The organism is Psychrobacter sp. T6-6 (genome assembly GCF_052258185.1).
GTDB lineage: Bacteria > Pseudomonadota > Gammaproteobacteria > Pseudomonadales > Moraxellaceae > Psychrobacter.
In genome coordinates this window covers 103566-121738 of record NZ_JBQQEX010000007.1, presented here as the reverse complement: position 1 = coordinate 121738, position 18173 = coordinate 103566, and the positions used below count along the sequence as shown (strand labels likewise).

Here is an 18173-nt window from a genome sequence, read left to right as displayed (position 1 = left end):
GTTTTATTTATCCTCTATTGCTGGCTTTACAGCACGTTACGCCTCACCAAATTATTCCTGTCTATAGCAACATTCGCTACAAGCACTACACGCTTCAGTCGACTGTAACTCTTGAAAATGTAACAGAGTATGACCATTATAAGCGGTGTGAGCATAATAAGAATGATCGATAAATGCTGCTATATCAGCATCATATCAGTTCAGTAATATATTACTAAAGAGGTATCTATGAGTTTGACATCACTGCACAAAAAATCACTGCACAACGAGTCTAATAGTACGAAACGCAAACCATCTAAGTTTTTATCTGCCCTAGTTACAGGGATTAGTATTTCTACCATTGGAGCCTTAAGTATGACCGCACCCACGCTTGCCAGCGCAAAGACCGTTCAGCCATCGACTGCCGATTATAGCTTTACGGTTGAAGACAAATACAAAGGATCGGCGACTCGCACGCTAAGCAAGTCCGGTAGCACGTGGAAATACAACGTAAAAGCACGCGTCGCTGGGGTGGCTAGTGCCTCGCAAAACAGTACCTTTACGATCAATGGTAATAACGTCAGCCCGACCCAAGCGAGCACTACTTATAAGCTACTAGGTCTTGGTCGCACGCATAAGCTGGACTTTAACCCAAGTGCCAAAAAAGTCACTAGCAACTATAAAGGCAAAACCACGACCATGAATATGTCGCAGCAAGCCTTTGATGACTTAAGTCTCGAGGTACAAATTCGCCAAGACCTATTAAATGGTAAGTTCTCTGGTAATTACTACATGGCAAAGAAAAACAAAGTTGAAAAGACACCATTTAAAAAATCAGGCAATACCAAGATTACTGTACCAGCTGGTACCTTTGATACCGTGCGTGTTGACCGCGTCCACGATGATGACAGCCGCTCTACCAGTTTTTGGTTAGCCCCAAGCTTAGACTACTTACCTATCAAGGTCAGTCAAATCAATGATGGCAAAAAAATGGATTTAGAATTGACCAAGGTCAACTAATACCAGTAAGCACAAGAATCGTTTTATCGTATTAAAAAAGCGGCGTCCTACATAGGACGCCGCTTTTTTTGTTCCAAGTCTGTGTCTTAATGAAACCTATTCACGATAAATAAAGGTTCTTGGATAATATAGAAATGCTAGCGAGAGCGCGGTTGCTTAACGACATTATTCATTGACGGTAGACGTTTTAGCAAAATGAACAACCAGACATTGATAGCAAATAACAGCACAAAGTCGCTCAAATATACAGCTATCTCAGCCCAGCTACTGCCGTATATGCGAGTGAACAGCACCACCCCACTTGCACCCAGATAGACAAGCGTAAACATACTGCCTATCAACAAAGCATAAGGCGAGCGTCCACGCAGTATCCATGGTGTCAAAATAAATGCGGGCACAAGCCATAACGCTTGCCAAGCAATGCCGCCAATGATGTCAGGACTACTTGGATTGAACACACTGATGAAGACAGGTAATCCAATCATTCTATAAATAAGCCATATCAACCAAGTAATCGTCAAGCGCTTTGCAATAGGTGCAATAGGCTTGGTAGCTTTTAGGGTCTTACTGTTAGAACGGTTTGTGGCCATTAGAGGTATGTATTTCCTAGATTAATATTTGGCTATCAGCGCCTAACAATAAGTCGCTAATCATGCAATTCTTATATAAGCGCTGCATGACAGTAAATAAATGACAATACAAACTATAATAAAGAGTCGATTAACGACCCCAGTTTGCCTGTGCTAAAGCAGTAGCTGTAATTGCCAAACGGTGACCCTGTGCAACCCCTAGCTCACGCTCATCAGCCGATATTGGCTGATCATGAGAGGCGCCGCTGACATGACTGGCACCATAAGGCGTACCACCGCGATCAGTACGATTTAGGGCAGGCTCAGCATAAGGGACGCCCACAATCATCATACCGTGATGCATCAATGGTAACATCATTGTCAGCAACGTGGTCTCTTGACCACCATGCATAGAGCCTGTCGCGGTAAATACGGACGCTGGCTTATTTTGTAGGTTTCCTGCTAGCCAAAGCGTTACAGTATTGTCCCAAAAGTATTTCATGGGCGCTGCCATATTGCCAAAATGCGTTGGGCTACCGAGCGCCAAACCGCTACAGTCTTTTAGGTCATCCATCGTACAGTATAGGTCGCCTTCATCAGGTATCGCAGGCTTACTCGACGTCGTCTCAGGCGCAACTGTCGGTACTGTGCGGATACGAGCGGTCATGCCAGCATCCTCGATCCCTTGAGCGATAGCATATGCCAATGTCTTCGTCGTACCATAGCTAGAATAATAGAGCACCAAAACATAAGGGGCGGTCTGACTCATTGGCAACACTTCCTTATAAAATTATCAACGTTAGCACTTATAACCATTGTCAGTAGTCTGATACTACCGAAACGTCTGTGTTATAGCATTGTAGGATATGGGCACATTATGCCCGAGTCATTCACTGACAGCAAATAACCCTAGTTCTTATTATAGCGAATGCCGTGCTCTATTGGTGTGCTCTGTGCATTTTGACACAATTAAACCGCAGATGATGACCGCGCATGTTTGTTACACTATTGTCACTCTTACTTTTGCTAACTGGTCGACATGGAAAAACTATCACAGAAAATCCCATTTTTGCAGCAACGCTGGTTTCAGTTTTTGCGATTTTTGGTTCGACATTTTTTTGAAGACAACTGTCAGCAAAAAGCAGCATCGCTCACCTATACCACCATGCTGTCGATTGTGCCTGTATTAACGGTATTATTGATGATTCTATCGTCCGTACCAGCGCTCGCTTCAGTGAGAGCACAGATATATGAGGTGATTTATAGCAATCTATTGCCGCAGTCTAGCCTGCAAGTTAGTGAGTATATTAATGACTTCGCCGAAAAATCATCCAATCTGACCATCATCGGTGCCATGATTTTGTTTTTGACGACCATTCTGACACTGACCACTATTGAGCGTGCTTTTAACCAAATTTGGCGGGTAGAAAACCGTTCAGGTGGTCTCAAGAGCATGATGCGTTATTGGACGATCGTAACCCTAGGACCGTTGGTATTGGGTACAGCGTTTATTGCCTCTAGTACGGTACAGAGTCTAAGCTTTCTCAATCGACAAATTGCAGGTTATGGTATCGACTGGGGGTTTTGGGTACAGGCCGTATCTATTGGTATCACTGTCGCAGGCTTTATCGGTATGTATTGGTTCATACCAAAAGCGCGCGTACCCATAAAAAATGCGGCGATTGCTGGTGTATTTGTGGCGATTGTTTTTGAGCTGATGAAGCATCTGTTTGGTACTGTGATGGCCAACTTTACCAGTTACGAGGCGATTTATGGAGCCTTTGCAGCGCTTCCTATATTCTTGCTATGGATATTTCTGTCGTGGAACCTTATCTTGCTAGGCGTTGAGATCAGCTATACCTTGACTATTTTTGAGACAGAAGAGGTCTACCCTCGCCATCCGCTGCTTAGCTTGCTGGACATGTTGAACTTGGTATACACCCATCATCTAAAAGGCGAAGCGGTTAGCGAACAAGCGCTTCGCAATGTACTGGGGCGAAAAGAGCTGCCTAAATGGTATACCTATATTAATTATCTACAAGACAGTAATCTCATCACCATGACAGAAGACGATGACTATGTACTCAAAAAAGACTTGAGCGCAATGACGTTATGGGATTTTTATCGTACGCTGCCCTATCCGCTGCCGATCAAAGACGAGCTTGATGAGATGAAGTTAGAGGATCAGAAACCCTGGCTCAGCTTGTTAGTAGATCGCTTTGAGCATACCGAAGCCTATGCCAAGCAGCAACTGCATCTACCGCTAAATGCTATTTTTGCCAATAGTGAACCGCGCAAAAAATCTGCTTCTGACAAAAAAGGAAGTCATGCCAAATTATTTAGAAAAACGGCAGCAGCGGACGCGTCTTTAACACGAAACGACTTGGATAAAAGCAGTGCGTATAGGGAGCATTCAAATAACACAAACAGTAAAGCATCACCGCATTTTGACCCTATTGCCTATGACAAGGACAGCAACGTTGATTACGATGATCACAATAATGAAGCCGTTATTCCCATAGGCTCTACTGAACACGTGGATAAGGCAGAGTCGAACAGACGTGGCTATAAGCATGCCGTTATTACTGAGGCTGATAACCCAAAAGCAAACTTATAACCCATCAACAAGCAATTGAATTTAAGGGCGCTCGAATCTAAGAGCATTTGAACCCAAAAGCTTGTAGCGTGATGTTCTGATAACTCTACGACAACAAGCCACTTTACTATTATTTTTGGATACTTTGAGTATATGGCAGCGCACAAAGACGATGACACAAGCATGTGGATCCGTACTATCAGTACAGGTCAAAACAAACTCAAACAGTTTACTCAGTTATGGTCACTACAGACCTTAACTGACTTGCCTGACCGCCTAAGAAATTTGTGGCAGCAACTTATTGGATCTTACTGGTTTATCCCAACGGCCTGTGTGATTGTCGGTATTTTGCTTGCGCCATTACTAGTGACGATAGATCAGCACTTTGATCGTGAAAGGGTTCGAGAGATCTCTTTTGCGTTTACAGGTGATGACGATGCGGCACGCGCTATCATGACCGCTATTGCTGGTGCAGTATTAGGCGTGGCTGGCACGACGTTTTCGATTACGATTGCTGTACTGTCCATGGCCTCATCACAGTTTGGTCCTAGGTTATTACGTAACTTTTTGACAGATACGCCAAACCAGTTTGTCCTTGGTGCCTTTATCGGTACGTTTAGCTATAGCTTACTCGTCCTAAAGTCTATTCATAAGTACGATGTGTCTTTTGGTGTACCGCAGTTAGCCGTCACCTTTGCCATTATTATGGCTATTGTTTGTGCGCTATTGTTGGTTTATTTTGTGCAGCATATGGTACATGCCATTCAGGCGTCTCATGTTATTCAAAACGCCAGTAATGACGCCTTAGCCAACATTTACTATTGGTACACCGATCAGTGTGATATCCAACATCAGCGTGATGCTGAACATCATGATGTCGAACAATTTCACAATTGGCCTGCCATGCCCATCTACTCACCACGCTCAGGCTATTTGCAACAGATCTATCTTGAGTCACTAATAGCACTGTCGCAAGATTATGGCGGTGTGGTACAGATGCATGTCAATCTTGGCGAGTATATTACTGACAAAAACGTCATTGGGTACTTTTATCAGCGTCCAGCAGACCATCCGCATAATCAACAAAAGACCGCCACCGCGCATCTGGCTATGATACCGCGGTCACCTGACGGTATGTTTTGGCAACGCTTTGCAGGCTGCGTGCGAATCGAACAACGACTGGCTCATTCTGATGACATCGCCTACAGTTTAGGTCAAATGACTGAAATCGCGGTACGGGCATTGTCTCCTGGTATCAATGATCCAAAGACAGCTGTCAACTGCGTGCAGTCTCTGACCAGTTGCTTGAGTATCATGATGCGGCGCCAACCGCCAAGTCCTTATCATTTTTATATACCACACCCAGAGAGTGATGGTTCTGAAAATGCAGTCAAACAAAAGCGACTGGCCATACTCGCGCTAGTCACTCATACACCCAAAATATCTGACTTTATCAATGTGTCGCTTGGTGAGATACGCCGTTATGCGGCGGCTGACTTAATGGTGTTAAAAGCACTGTGCCGAGCCATGGTCAATCTGAACTATGCACGGGTGAACAGTGCACAGCAGCAGACACTACTGCATGAGCTAAAGCTGGTGAAACGAGCTGGTGAAGAAAATTTGAGCTATCAAGAGTTGATAGATGATCTCGTCGCTATGTGTGATCAGGCCGAGCAGTTTATCCTCAATGAGGACGCTCGGCATCAACACTTTGATTACGTCAGCGAGTTTGCTATCAATATCCGCCAAGCATTAGAATCGCAGTCAAGTTAAGGCTATAGCCAGTCAATCAAATAGAGTACTGGCTGACTTGGTGCGCCAATATTGATAGATGACAGAACAACAGTTACATAGCACTTATAAGTCTTTGGCTTAGGGTAAATTTTATATACATACGAGACCTACTTTATGGCATCTGCAACCAGCTTGACCATACTTGAAATCAGCGCCATATTTTTATCAATTACTGCATCACTGACTTATATCAATCACCGTTTTATTGGCTTACCCACCACCATCGGTGTGATGGTCATCTCTATATTGTTGTCTATCGGCGCGATATTTTTGGGGTTCTTGGGGTTCGATCAGCTGATTGATTATGAAGTCAGTCTGTTAGAGCAGCTTGATTTTACCGAAGTACTATTAGACGGTATGCTCTCGATGCTGCTATTTGCAGGCGCATTACACGTCAATATTAATGACCTTAGACGCTACAAGTTACCCATTGGCATATTAGCTGGTATTGGCACTATTGTATCAGCGCTGCTGATTGCTACGGCAATCTACTTTATGCTGCCATTGTTTGGTTTTGCTTTACCGTTTCTGTGGTGCTTGCTATTTGGTGCGCTAATATCCCCTACCGACCCCATTGCCGTGATGGGTATTCTCTCATCAGCTGGTGCGCCAAAAAGTATCGAGACTGTCATCGCTGGTGAATCATTGTTCAACGATGGTATCGGCGTGGTCATTTTTGTCTTGCTGCTTGGTATCCTATCCAGTGGTGATATCCCAACTGCCAACTATGTGGCACATACGCTAGCTGTCGAGGCTGGCGGCGGTGTGATCTTTGGCTTGGTCCTTGGCGCAATTTTATACTATTTACTCAAGAGTATCGATAGCTATCAAGAAGAGGTGCTATTGACTTTAGCTGGTGTCATTGGCGGCTATGCGCTTGCCAGCCACTGGCATTTATCAGGACCGCTCGCTATGGTTATGATGGGATTGATGGTTGGTAATCGCGGGCGGGAGCTTGCAATGAGTGATCAGACGCGTCACTACATTGACCTATTTTGGGAATTAATCGATGAGATTTTAAACGCGATTTTGTTTGTGCTCATCGGGCTAGAAGTAGTGATGATAGCCTATTCTGGCAATTTATTTATTACGGCGGGCTTGACCATTTTGATTGCTCTGATTGCTCGGTTTATTGTGGTGGGTATGACGACCAAAACTTTTCATCGTCAATTGGACCTGCCTACTGGTGCTTGGAAAGTGCTGACATGGGGCGGACTACGCGGTGGTATTTCTGTCGCGTTAGTCCTACAACTGCCCACTGGTACAGAGCGCGATATCTTATTGGCCCTTACTTATGCCGTCGTGATATTTTCTATCCTGGTACAAGGCCTCAGCGTCGGCAAAGTTGCAAAAAGCATTCGCACAGAAGACAAAACCATAGATGTATAATCGTTAAGTGCAGTAGACATAGAAAAGCCAGCGTAAGAGCTGCCTCTTACGCTGGCTTTTTACGTACGTACAAGGGTTATATTAGACCTTTTTGTTTCATACTACGGTATACCACCATAATAATGATTATATTAAAGATAAGTATGCCAAGCTTAAACCAATCAAATGGGCTAACAATCAGATAGTAGACCTCTATAGGAATAAATATGCCATAGCCCAGCACGCCAAACCAATACGCCCATGTCTTATCCTGCCATAAGCCATAAGCTTCAAGGAAACGCAGGCTAGCATATGCAAATATCAGTAATAGAAATAATGACCAGTTTTTGCTCGCCTGTTGAGCAATACGTACCGCGCTATCGATTTGCGGTGCAAGCAGCTGACCAAAAGTTTGCTCCCAAGAGGATGTGGCAGTCTTTAGCCAATGGTCAAGATCCGTATGCCACGACCACAGTGCGCCCGCCCCCAATATCGCCCCAACGCCTTTAACCACTTCATAAACCGCTACCGCTTTGATGGACTCACTAGCAGTGCTACGTGGTTTGTCTAAATGGTCGTCAACATCAACCTCTTTGTCCTTCGAGGATGGCGGCAAACTGTCATCCTTTCGGGACCAATTAGCCAAAGAACGTCTCCACGACTCGGCCTTGCAATTGCTGATTAAAGAATGGCGTGTTCTTGCCATTTGACAACATAGATTGCGCGGTCACTTGCCACTCGATAGTTGGATCAACCAATACAGCGCCGCCAATGGCTTCGTACTGATCACTGATACCAGCGATTTTGGCAGGATTGAGACAGATCTTATCGACCAATTGTGCGAGTGTTAAGACCTCATCATGTACCAACTGACACGCCAGCGCCATAAAAGTATCAAAGTTTGAGATACCAGGCGTACTCTCGGCAAACGGCGCTTTTTTTGCCGTACTGTTCAACGGCTCATGATGGCTACAGATCGCATCGATAGTGCCATCTTTTAGTCCACGGCGGATAGCTTGTTGGTCGGTATTACTACGTAGTGGTGGCAACACGTAAGCTTGTGCATTAAAGCCTTCAAGATTGTCATCGGTTAAGTACAGCTGATGCATTGCAACATCACACGTAACAGGTAGACCCTTGTCTTTTGCCCAGCGCATGAGCTCAATAGAGGACTTGCATGACAGCTGACTAAAGTGAGCGGCGATTCCAGTCTCTTCAACCATGAGCAGCTGCGTAGATAAGGCAACGGTTTCAGCAATCCAAGGAATCCCTTGTAGACCATGATAAGAGGCAATATAGCCCTCATGAGCAACCCCATCTCCAGACAGGCTTGCCTCATCAGGATAAAAGAACACCTTCATACCAAAGGTCGCTGCATATTCTAGGGTACGTAATAGCACCAAATCATTGCGAAACGGTCTGCGAGCATTAGACACAGCTATACAGCCGCCTTTTTTTAGCCCTGCTATATTAGAGGGACGCTCGCCCTCTAGCCCTGCAGTCAGCGCACCCAAAATGTGTAAATGAATACCACCATCACCAAGCGCACGCTCACGCAAACCCTTTAAGAGTGAACCGTTTTCTAAAATAGGATTGGTATCTGGTGGGATAACGACATGCAAGAACCCATTACCACGAGCAGCGCTGCCTTCTGATTTTAGCGTGCCGTGTTGCTGCTGACCTGGCTCACGTAAACGAGCACATAAATCTACCAAAGGCGGTAGCAGCCATTTTTCTCGCCCAGCCTCGAGAGTAGATAGCTTCTCTATCACAGTAGGCGGTAGCGCATCTCTGAATGCTACTGGTAAATGGTCAAGGATAGGTGCATCAGTATCAAGCATGGTAGACATAACGTTATTACCGTATCAATAAAATAAAATAAATGAGAATAAGTCGCGCGGCCGGCTGTTACTTACCAGCCTCTTGGTGAGCGCGCTGGCCTTCCATCGCAAGCGATAAGACTGCCATACGTATGGCTATACCATTGTTTACCTGCTTTAAGATGACAGATTGTGCGCCATCTGCCACGCTAGAAGCAATCTCAACGCCTCGGTTCATTGGCCCCGGATGCATGACTAATGCATCAGGCTTGGCGAGAGCGACTCGCTCTGGTGTGATCCCATAATGCTTATAGTACTCATTGGATGATGCCAAAAGCGGCGAGCCAATGCGCTCATTTTGTATTCTTAATCCCATAATGACATCACAGTCCGTGACGCACTCATCCATACTTTCATACACGGTTACACCAAAACGCTCGATACCTTTGGGCAGTAACGTACGCGGCGCACAAACACGGATGTCTGTCACGCCTAACGTTTGCAGTGCACTAATATCAGAGCGTGCCACGCGTGAATGCTTGATATCACCAACGATTGCAATAGACAGTTCTTCAAATGGACGCGGCGCCTCACGGTGGATGGTCAACATATCAAGCATCCCTTGGGTAGGATGCGCATGCCAGCCATCACCGCCATTGATGATCGCGATATCAGGGGTGACTTCTGTTGCCATAAAATGTGCGGCACCCGATGCTGAATGTCGCACCACAAAGATATCTGCGGTCATTGCCTGTAGATTCCACAGCGTATCGCGTAGACTCTCGCCTTTCTTCGTACTTGAACGTTCGATATCGATATTAAGTACATTGGCGCCCAATCGCTTTTCTGCCACTTCAAACGTCGTTCGCGTACGAGTCGATGGCTCAAAGAACAAATTCATTACGGTATAGCCATCCAACTCAGGACGGTTGATTAATTGACCATTATCATCAAAGAAAGTCTCTGCTTTTGCGATGATTGCTTTGAGCTGCGATTTATTGAGACCTTCCACACCTAAGAAATGCCGGATACTGCCATCAGTATTGAGCTGCGGACGGCTCAGTGAGGTATTGAGTCTATGGTGAATGATATTAGGATCAAATTTTGCATAATCAGTTGGCGAAACTGCTTGTGTAGCGCTACTATCGATAGAATTTGACATAATGACAAGTCTTTATTGTGGGTTTATATGAGTCTATAGCAATCACTTATTTATCTTTGTTCGATCATTTATCACTGATAAGCATAGATACAAAGGACATTTTGATGCTTATTTGCTACAATTTACCGTAATCGAATGTGACCAAAACGGCATCAGCAGACAATCAGAAAGCATAAGCAGACATACTGCATTCTCATAGAGAACAAGTCTGACAAAACTATAAATGAATAACAATATATATAGTGTAGCCGATTTTGTAGTTGCGACAAAGATGCCATACAGGCTAATTAAAAATTTAACCCGTTAGAGTGTGCCAAATAGCACCTTCTTCTTTCCTCCGATACCATCCACTTTTTTTTACGTTTTATACCATTTATTAGGAAGCCTCATGACGACCCTAGCAGACTATCTCAACGAAAATGCTACCAACACTGCGCTCAATGATGTTATTACCACCGTCACTGATGTCGGTAAGACAATTTCGCAGCTACTCAGAAAAGGGGCGCTAGCAGATATTTTAGGCGAAGCTGGCAACCAAAACGTTCAAGGTGAAGACCAGAAAAAACTCGATGTACTGGCCAATGACTTATTACTAGAGGCGTTAGCAAGTAATTCACATTGTGCAGGCGTTGCATCAGAAGAACTAGATGACGCTACCCCTGCCAACAACGATGGCAGCCTATTGGTACTCTTTGACCCATTAGATGGTTCATCAAATATCGATATCAATATGGCAGTGGGTACGATTTTTTCTGTTCTGCCCTATGAGCGTCAAGGTCAAACCAGCGAAAACAGCGACTATCTACAAGCAGGTAATAAGCAGCTAGCCGCAGGGTACTTACTATATGGTACCTCTACCGTACTAGCGCTGACCATCGCAGACAAAGTCGTTATGTTCAGCCTAGATCCAGAAACGTCTGACTACGTGCTGATAGAAGACAATGTCCAAATCGATGCTGACACGAGCGAATATGCCATCAACAGCTCTAACTATCGCTATTGGCGCGCGCCGATGCAACAGTACATTGATGAGCTAATCGCAGGTGAGACCGGCGTACGCGGGCGCGATTTTAACACGCGCTGGGTCGCTGCTATGGTTGGTGACGTTCATCGTATCTTATGTCGCGGTGGTCTCTTCACTTATCCGTTTGATACCAAATACGCTCATAAAGCAGGTAAGCTGCGTTTGATGTATGAAGCCAATCCAATGAGCCTATTAATAGAGCGCGCAGGTGGCGGTGCGACAGACGCTGTCAATCGTATCCTGGACATTGAACCGACCGATATTCATCAGCGTGTCCCTGTGGTACTCGGCAGCAAAAACGAAGTCAATTATGTGAAAGACTTGCACCTAAACTACTCTGAAAAATAATTAGTTTGCGCCCATGTTAGAAACAGCCAGCAGATTGCTAAATCAAAAATAGACCTTTTGCTGGTTGTCCAAACGACTCCTTTACTCTTCTCTAAGCGATCCACTATGGTACACAATCCCACCGAGCTGATTACCTCAGATAAGAACACAACCGTAAAGCTTGTAAAAGCGCTATTAGCACAAGCGCGCCAACGCAAAAAGAACGGTCAGACCGTTATAGAAGGCGTCCATTTAATAGATGCGGCACTGCGTAGTGACTATCCCTTTGTTCAAATCTTACTATCTGAATCAGCGCGTAGTCATCCCGAGGTTCAGCAAGTGCTCACTCGTCTGCCCACTTATACGCCTATTCTTGTTTTGTCAGACGCGCTTTATGAGAGCATACGTAGCTTAGGTACTGGCATCGATATTATGGCGATCATCAAGGTACCAACGCCTAGCTTGCCGATGATCGATGAGGATTGCCTGATCTTAAACGATGTACAAGATAGCGGAAATGTCGGTACTCTACTGCGCACAGCGGCTGCCGTTGGTATTCGCAATATCCTATGTACCAGTGCTACAGCTCAAGCTTGGTCTCCTAAGACGTTACGAGCCGGTATGGGTGCACAGTTTGCACTGACTATTTTTGAGGGCTTAAGTACGCAAGATATCCTGGATCAAGTACAGGTACCGCTATTGGCGACTAGCTCACATACAGATACTATCATTTACGATCACGACTTATCTGCACCTGTGGCTTGGATTATGGGTCATGAAGGTCAAGGCGTTAGTGACGATCTAATGCAATGTGCGACGCCTATAGCGCTACCGCAGCCAAATGGTCAAGAGAGTTTAAACGTAGCCATTGCAGGGTCTTTATGTCTATATGAGACCTTACGTCAAAGACAATACTCTTAGCGTCTATTTATAACTACTATTAAAACCCAGTCTATCAAGCATGAAAAAACCCACTATCAATTGATAGTGGGTTTTTTGTTATCTGTCTACTACTGATATAGTTATAGAAGTCTAAAACGGATACAAGGCAGCCGACTGCAGATTGTACAAGTAATATATCTAAGGAGGGTAACGCCGTAGCCATTTAGTAGTTCTGTGACTATATACTATACCTTGCTGGTTAGCTCAGGTAATGCTTCAAATAGATCTGCTTCTAGGAAGTAATCAGCAACGCTAGCGATAGGAGCTTCTGGGTCATTGTTGATAGCGACAATCACTTTAGAGTCTTTCATACCAGCCAAATGCTGAATCGCGCCTGAGATACCAGCTGCGATATACAGCTGCGGTGCAACGATTTTACCCGTTTGACCGACCTGCATATCATTTGGTACATAACCTGCATCAACAGCAGCACGTGATGCACCAACAGCAGCACCTAGCTTGTCTGCTAGTGGCTCGATATACTTAGTGAAGTTTTCACCGTTCGCTAGTGCACGACCACCAGAAACTACGATACCAGCTGACGTTAACTCTGGACGGTCAGACTTAGCCATCTCTTCGTTCACAAAGCTTGCTTTGCCAGTTTCTTGTACGTTATCGATAGTTTCGACAGTCGCTGAACCACCTTCGCTTGCTACTGGATCAAACGCAGTGGTACGTACGGTTAGTACGACTTTTTCTTCTGTCGTTTTTACTGTCGCTGTTGCATTACCTGCATAGATAGGACGTTCAAACGTTTGTGCGTCTACCACACCAGAGATCTCTGACAGCATGCTGACATCAAGTAATGCTGCAGCACGTGGCATAAAGTTTTTGCCAGTAGTCGTTGCAGCAGCCAAGACATGGCTATAGTTACTAGCAATATCTGCAACCAGTAACGCAACGTTGCCTGCTAGTTGATGCTCATAAGCCGCGTTGTCAGCCAATAGTACTTTGGTCACGCCTTCTGCTTTAGCCGCTTCATCAGCCACCGCTTGAGCGCCACTACCTGCAACCAACACATGGATATCATCACCCATTTGCTTAGCAGCAGCAATAGTATTCAAAGTTGCCTTTTTTAGACTGGCATTGTCGTGTTCTGCATATACCAAAATTGCCATGGTTTTAATCCTTTATTTATTCGTGTTATCTATTCATGCGGTTGTTTGTGTACAATGCTATTTGAGAGGCTATTAGTTCATATAGAACGGCTCAATCCATAGCCTTGTACAAGATATGCCGTAACAAATCATTCAGTCATTAAAATATTAAATAACTTTTGCTTCGTTTTTCAGCTTATCGACCAACTCATCAACTGACCCTACTGTAATACCAGCTTTACGTTCAGCAGGTGGCACGACTTTAATAATTTCTTGCTTAGATGCCATATCAACACCGAAATCCGCTGGCGTTTTTTCATCAAGTGGCTTTTTCTTAGCTTTCATGATGTTAGGCAATTTAGCATAACGTGGCTCATTCAAACGTAAATCAGTCGTGATGACCGCTGGTAAATCAAGTGCGACTGTTTGCAGGCCACCATCGATTTCACGTGTTACATTTACTTTATCGCCTTCAACCTTCACTTCTGATGCAAACGTACCCTGACCGATGCCCATCAATGCCGCTAGCATTTGACCAGTTTGGTTGTTGTCATCATCAATCGCCTGTTTACCTAGCAAGATAATATCAGTGCTTTCAGTTTCAGCGATGTTCTTTAAGATCTTAGCAACTTGTAATGGATATGGTTTTTTGTCACTTACTACTAATACACCACGGTCAGCACCTAGTGCTAAAGCTGCACGAATCTGCTCTTGTGATTCTTTTGGACCGATTGAAGCAACAATGATCTCATCAATGACGCCAGCTTCTTTTAGGCGAACCGCTTCTTCTACTGCGATTTCATCAAAAGGGTTGATTGACATTTTAGTGTTTGATAAGTCAACGCCAGAGTTGTCGGCTTTTACACGAACTTTTACGTTATAATCAATGACACGCTTGACCGCTACTAATGCTTTCATACGTTCCTCGTTTATTAATGTTATGAATTAAAAATATCAGTTAAGAACCAAATTTTCGTTGTGGTTCAAATTGTCGTTCAAAATACTACTCAAGGTTATTACTACATCAACAGAATATGATTACTCAAGAAATACAAGCCAATATCAACAATCATATTAGCAATGTGTACTTTATCGATAAATCTGCTAAAGCTAAGCCAACCGTTATTATCAGACCTATGTATCTTGCGTCAGCATGCAGATAAGGTCAAGACAACGCCGTGAATAATGCGTCATAAATTTGTCACCATTCTAAAATAATTGGTCTATAAGCACGTTATTCCACGATTTTTTTAATTGACAGTCGTAATTACTGATACCTTTATAGCATTCTCAGCCCTAGCCTTACTTAACATTTTGTTATTATTTATCTCTTTAGCGTTAATAGATAGGGACTCAGCACTTGTTACTGGTTATTTTCGTTAGAGCTGACATTAGAACCAATCAGCAATTCACTATCACGTATATCATCAAATAATGACCGATCAGGAGTTACTTCATTATTTTTAATAACACTCATATCCCCTGTCGTTTCCATTATGACAGCAAATACCTCAGTTTTAGATTTGATACCGTTTTTACGCAGCACTTCTTGGACATCGCTCGTACTTAGGTTAGCTTCTTGCAAATTATCTGGAAAATACTCACCATGTGCCATCAATATGATAGCTTGATTGTCTATTAGCGCTTTGAGTGGCTTTATTTTACGCCTTACCACTGAGACCACGCCTTGAATCACGAACAGCACCGCAACAGCGCACAACCCTTGTAGTAGAGAGGGCTCATCAGACAATACGGTAGAGGCCAATATACTACCAATACCGACAGTCATAGCAAAATCATGACTTGATAGCTTAGAAAAGCTACGTAAACCCATGAGGCGTGTAAACAGCATCAGACCCAAATAAAAACCTACTGCGGATATAGAAATACCTAGTATCTGTTGCCAGTCAATTGAAAGCCAAGTTTCCCATTTCATCATAGAACCCTATTTTTAGTTTAGTCAGTATCTATTACGAACTGATGATACTTGTGAAAATATCAACGATATTTCTTACAAATCTTTCTGCTATAAATATGATGATACAAAAAAAGCAACCTGATAAGAGGTTGCTTTTCTTTAAAGTCGATACAGTATTTTTATTGTTTTAACAAACAAAGTAATCAATGCATATTAGTCATATTACTGTTATCAAGTCTGCTTAAGAAGCCAACTTAATAATAAATAAAATTAGATAGCTTCGATTTGCTCAGCTTGTGGGCCTTTTTTGCCATCACCTAAGATGAAAGACACTTTTTGGCCTTCGGCTAGAGTTTTGAAACCGTTACCTTGGATAGCGCTGTAGTGAGCAAATACGTCTTGTCCGCCGTTGTCTTGAGCGATAAAACCAAAACCTTTAGCTTCATTAAACCACTTTACAGTGCCTTCAACTTTATCTGACATAAATTTTCCTGACTCTTTAACTGTTGGCGAGACTTGTGTCATCACCGATTAATTGATATATACCTTCGTATTTTTTGCTTGATGCAATCATAAAAACCTTAAATAATCTAAAAGAAAATTCAAAATTTTTACCTAAAATATTTCGGGTACAGCCTGATTATAACAGTTTTCGATGTGGGTAACAGTCTAAATTAATAATTTTTGTAAATAAATTTTAGCTATTATTTCGACTTAGGATAAAACATATTTATAAACATATCATGCTGATATTAAATGATTTTTAATCTTTATTATACTAACTGACGTGTTAGTGGATCTATCAACAACTCAAACAATCAAACCATTCTAGGACTTTATACTAATCATTACTTATTGCGATATAGGTAGCCATGGTGCACTTAATACTAACAAGCATAACGCAAAAAAGATTAATGAGAACGATTGGCTATAGGCAATATATTTGGCTGGTATCACAAGGTCTTTCGGAGAGTCTGGAATTCCTTTGCGCTTTAGTAACCGTGTGCCATATATCCAACCGAAGGTAGTATAGATACCATAAGCAGCAGGAACCGCAATCGCTAACGGTGCCAAATCAATCACATATAGAGCGACTACAGAGATGAAGAACCATATCGTATCTAAAAGCGAGCTGAATTGAAAAAATTTAGATTTGGGCAATTTGCCATCTGTTTTTTTGAGCATCTCCCCTTCTATCCAAATTAAAACTGCTACCACAGCGCTGAGAGTCACATACACGAATTGCGGCGTTAGCCAGTCTGGATAATATATTTGCACAACATACAACCTGTAATCTGTAGAAAATAAGAATGAGACACCCATCTGCATCTGTTATTCAAAGACAAATAAGCGTAGTAAAAGCACTTTGGACAGTGCAGAGATGACTGCTTATATTGGGCAGTTATTACTACTTTTCAACCAGCACATATAATAACTTGTGTCTCTACCAAGCATGACTTAAAAAACCCGTGCTATCGAGTGATAACACGGGTTGTAGGACTATCTAGCAGTATACTTTAGAGTGATATCGATTTAGTTTTTGTCTTTATCGATAATTTTGTTACCACCGATCCAAGGCATCATACCGCGTAGCTTGGCACCAGTTGTCTCGATTTGATGCTCAGCGTTGTTGCGACGACGTGCTGTCATTGATGGATAGTTGGTTGCACCTTCAGAGATGAACATCTTCGCGTATTCGCCCGATTGGATGCGTTTTAGCGCATTACGCATAGCTTCACGTGACTGCTCATTGATAACTTCAGGACCCGTAACGTATTCACCATACTCAGCGTTATTACTGATTGAATAGTTCATGTCAGCGATACCGCCTTCATACATCAAATCAACAATTAGCTTTAGCTCATGTAGACACTCAAAGTAAGCCATTTCTGGTGCGTAGCCTGCTTCTGTTAGTGTCTCAAAGCCCATTTTTACTAGCTCTACTGCACCGCCACAAAGCACTGCTTGCTCGCCAAATAGATCCGTTTCTGTCTCATCTTTGAACGTAGTTTCGATGATACCTGAACGACCGCCACCGACACCAGCAGCATACGATAGTGCTAGTTGTTTGGCTTGACCAGAAGCATCTTGATAGATGGCGATAAGATCTGGGATACCGCCGCCTTTAGTAAATTCTGAACGTACGGTATGACCTGGTGCTTTTGGCGCAACCATGATGACATCTAGATCACCGCGCGGTACCACTTGATTGTAATGAATAGCAAAACCATGAGCGAAAGCTAATGTCGCGCCTTCTTTGATGTTTGGCTCGATGACGTCGTTATAGAGCTCTTTTTGAAACTCATCAGGTGTCAAAATCATGATAACGTCAGCAGCTTTTACCGCTTCTTCTACTTCAGCAACTTTTAGACCGGCATTTTCAGCTTTTTTCCATGAGCCTGAGTTGGCACGTAGACCAACCGTCACATCAACGTCAGAATCTTGTAGGTTAAGCGCGTGCGCATGGCCTTGTGAACCGTAACCGATAATGGCAACTTTTTTACCTTGGATAATTGATAAATCACAATCTTTGTCATAAAAAACGTTCATAAATAGA

General features: G+C 43.4%; 17 protein-coding genes. 6 read left to right on the top strand and 11 right to left on the bottom strand.

The window, feature by feature from the left end; all coding sequences use genetic code 11:
• Window positions 1-354 precede the first annotated feature (354 nt).
• Complete coding sequence (locus ACTXGL_RS11425) at window positions 355-999, top strand: DUF3108 domain-containing protein (protein ID WP_443526910.1); 645 nt, start codon at window positions 355-357, stop codon at window positions 997-999.
• 137 nt (window positions 1000-1136) lie between these two features.
• Here ACTXGL_RS11425 and ACTXGL_RS11420 read toward each other — a convergent pair whose 3' ends face one another.
• On the bottom strand, window positions 1137-1589 hold the full coding sequence (locus ACTXGL_RS11420) for a hypothetical protein (protein WP_443526889.1): 453 nt from the start codon (window positions 1587-1589) through the stop codon (window positions 1137-1139).
• A gap of 130 nt (window positions 1590-1719) precedes the next feature.
• Window positions 1720-2337, bottom strand: a complete 618-nt coding sequence (gene wrbA, locus ACTXGL_RS11415) for an NAD(P)H:quinone oxidoreductase (RefSeq protein WP_443526888.1) — start codon at window positions 2335-2337, stop codon at window positions 1720-1722.
• 270 nt (window positions 2338-2607) lie between these two features.
• Here wrbA and ACTXGL_RS11410 point away from each other — a divergent pair, with 270 nt between their 5' ends.
• From ACTXGL_RS11410 to ACTXGL_RS11400, 3 genes are all read left to right on the top strand, one after another.
• A complete protein-coding gene (locus tag ACTXGL_RS11410; protein WP_443526887.1) occupies window positions 2608-4185 on the top strand; it encodes a YihY/virulence factor BrkB family protein in 1578 nt (525 codons plus the stop codon).
• Between the two features lie 132 nt (window positions 4186-4317).
• Window positions 4318-5937, top strand: coding sequence for a DUF2254 domain-containing protein (locus tag ACTXGL_RS11405; protein WP_443526886.1), 1620 nt, complete (start codon window positions 4318-4320; stop codon window positions 5935-5937).
• Between the two features lie 135 nt (window positions 5938-6072).
• Window positions 6073-7347, top strand: coding sequence for a cation:proton antiporter (locus ACTXGL_RS11400; RefSeq protein WP_443526885.1), 1275 nt, complete (start codon window positions 6073-6075; stop codon window positions 7345-7347).
• Between the two features lie 76 nt (window positions 7348-7423).
• On the opposite strand, the gene ACTXGL_RS11395 is transcribed toward ACTXGL_RS11400, so the two are convergent.
• From ACTXGL_RS11395 to ACTXGL_RS11385, 3 genes are read right to left on the bottom strand one after another with little or no spacing between them, the layout of a single operon-like run.
• Window positions 7424-7972, bottom strand: coding sequence for a DUF2127 domain-containing protein (locus ACTXGL_RS11395; protein WP_443526884.1), 549 nt, complete (start codon window positions 7970-7972; stop codon window positions 7424-7426).
• The gene (locus ACTXGL_RS11390) at window positions 7965-9176 is read right to left on the bottom strand and encodes a dihydroorotase (RefSeq protein WP_443526883.1); all 1212 of its coding nucleotides are present in this window, start codon (window positions 9174-9176) and stop codon (window positions 7965-7967) included. Before ACTXGL_RS11390 ends, ACTXGL_RS11395 begins: the two co-directional genes overlap by 8 nt.
• 58 nt (window positions 9177-9234) lie before the next feature.
• Entirely contained in the window at window positions 9235-10308 is a 1074-nt protein-coding gene (locus ACTXGL_RS11385; RefSeq protein ID WP_443526882.1) for an aspartate carbamoyltransferase catalytic subunit, read from the bottom strand.
• A gap of 388 nt (window positions 10309-10696) precedes the next feature.
• Here ACTXGL_RS11385 and ACTXGL_RS11380 point away from each other — a divergent pair, with 388 nt between their 5' ends.
• Window positions 10697-11680: a class 1 fructose-bisphosphatase gene (locus ACTXGL_RS11380; protein ID WP_443526881.1), complete on the top strand. Its 984-nt coding sequence runs from the start codon at window positions 10697-10699 to the stop codon at window positions 11678-11680.
• A gap of 105 nt (window positions 11681-11785) precedes the next feature.
• On the top strand, window positions 11786-12580 hold the full coding sequence (locus ACTXGL_RS11375; protein ID WP_443526880.1) for a TrmH family RNA methyltransferase: 795 nt from the start codon (window positions 11786-11788) through the stop codon (window positions 12578-12580).
• A gap of 206 nt (window positions 12581-12786) precedes the next feature.
• On the opposite strand, the gene ACTXGL_RS11370 is transcribed toward ACTXGL_RS11375, so the two are convergent.
• From ACTXGL_RS11370 to ilvC, 6 genes are all read right to left on the bottom strand, one after another.
• Window positions 12787-13719, bottom strand: coding sequence for an electron transfer flavoprotein subunit alpha/FixB family protein (locus ACTXGL_RS11370; protein WP_443526879.1), 933 nt, complete (start codon window positions 13717-13719; stop codon window positions 12787-12789).
• Between the two features lie 147 nt (window positions 13720-13866).
• Window positions 13867-14616 carry an electron transfer flavoprotein subunit beta/FixA family protein gene (locus tag ACTXGL_RS11365; RefSeq protein ID WP_443526878.1) on the bottom strand — a complete coding sequence of 250 codons (750 nt, stop codon included), beginning with the start codon at window positions 14614-14616 and terminating at the stop codon, window positions 13867-13869.
• Between the two features lie 445 nt (window positions 14617-15061).
• Window positions 15062-15634, bottom strand: a complete 573-nt coding sequence (locus ACTXGL_RS11360; RefSeq protein ID WP_443526877.1) for a DUF421 domain-containing protein — start codon at window positions 15632-15634, stop codon at window positions 15062-15064.
• A 252-nt stretch (window positions 15635-15886) separates the two neighbouring features.
• A complete protein-coding gene (locus tag ACTXGL_RS11355) occupies window positions 15887-16099 on the bottom strand; it encodes a cold-shock protein (RefSeq protein WP_057758834.1) in 213 nt (70 codons plus the stop codon).
• Window positions 16100-16468: 369 nt separating this feature from the next.
• Entirely contained in the window at window positions 16469-16894 is a 426-nt protein-coding gene (locus ACTXGL_RS11350; protein ID WP_443526876.1) for a hypothetical protein, read from the bottom strand.
• A 255-nt stretch (window positions 16895-17149) separates the two neighbouring features.
• Entirely contained in the window at window positions 17150-18166 is a 1017-nt protein-coding gene (ilvC, locus tag ACTXGL_RS11345) for a ketol-acid reductoisomerase (RefSeq protein WP_238038758.1), read from the bottom strand.
• Window positions 18167-18173 lie beyond the last annotated feature (7 nt).

What these genes read in the sequence shown, in the direction of transcription:
- ACTXGL_RS11375 (WP_443526880.1), top strand. Translation starts at nt 11,786, where the DNA reads ATGGTACACAATCCCACCGAGCTGATTACCTCAGATAAGAACACAACC.
- ACTXGL_RS11370 (WP_443526879.1), bottom strand. Translation starts at nt 13,719, where the DNA reads ATGGCAATTTTGGTATATGCAGAACACGACAATGCCAGTCTAAAAAAG.
- ACTXGL_RS11365 (WP_443526878.1), bottom strand. Translation starts at nt 14,616, where the DNA reads ATGAAAGCATTAGTAGCGGTCAAGCGTGTCATTGATTATAACGTAAAA.
- ACTXGL_RS11360 (WP_443526877.1), bottom strand. Translation starts at nt 15,634, where the DNA reads ATGAAATGGGAAACTTGGCTTTCAATTGACTGGCAACAGATACTAGGT.
- ACTXGL_RS11390 (WP_443526883.1), bottom strand. Translation starts at nt 9,176, where the DNA reads ATGTCTACCATGCTTGATACTGATGCACCTATCCTTGACCATTTACCA.
- ACTXGL_RS11400 (WP_443526885.1), top strand. Translation starts at nt 6,073, where the DNA reads ATGGCATCTGCAACCAGCTTGACCATACTTGAAATCAGCGCCATATTT.
- ilvC (WP_238038758.1), bottom strand. Translation starts at nt 18,166, where the DNA reads ATGAACGTTTTTTATGACAAAGATTGTGATTTATCAATTATCCAAGGT.
- wrbA (WP_443526888.1), bottom strand. Translation starts at nt 2,337, where the DNA reads ATGAGTCAGACCGCCCCTTATGTTTTGGTGCTCTATTATTCTAGCTAT.
- ACTXGL_RS11405 (WP_443526886.1), top strand. Translation starts at nt 4,318, where the DNA reads ATGGCAGCGCACAAAGACGATGACACAAGCATGTGGATCCGTACTATC.
- ACTXGL_RS11425 (WP_443526910.1), top strand. Translation starts at nt 355, where the DNA reads ATGACCGCACCCACGCTTGCCAGCGCAAAGACCGTTCAGCCATCGACT.
- ACTXGL_RS11355 (WP_057758834.1), bottom strand. Translation starts at nt 16,099, where the DNA reads ATGTCAGATAAAGTTGAAGGCACTGTAAAGTGGTTTAATGAAGCTAAA.
- ACTXGL_RS11420 (WP_443526889.1), bottom strand. Translation starts at nt 1,589, where the DNA reads ATGGCCACAAACCGTTCTAACAGTAAGACCCTAAAAGCTACCAAGCCT.
- ACTXGL_RS11410 (WP_443526887.1), top strand. Translation starts at nt 2,608, where the DNA reads ATGGAAAAACTATCACAGAAAATCCCATTTTTGCAGCAACGCTGGTTT.
- ACTXGL_RS11385 (WP_443526882.1), bottom strand. Translation starts at nt 10,308, where the DNA reads ATGTCAAATTCTATCGATAGTAGCGCTACACAAGCAGTTTCGCCAACT.
- ACTXGL_RS11380 (WP_443526881.1), top strand. Translation starts at nt 10,697, where the DNA reads ATGACGACCCTAGCAGACTATCTCAACGAAAATGCTACCAACACTGCG.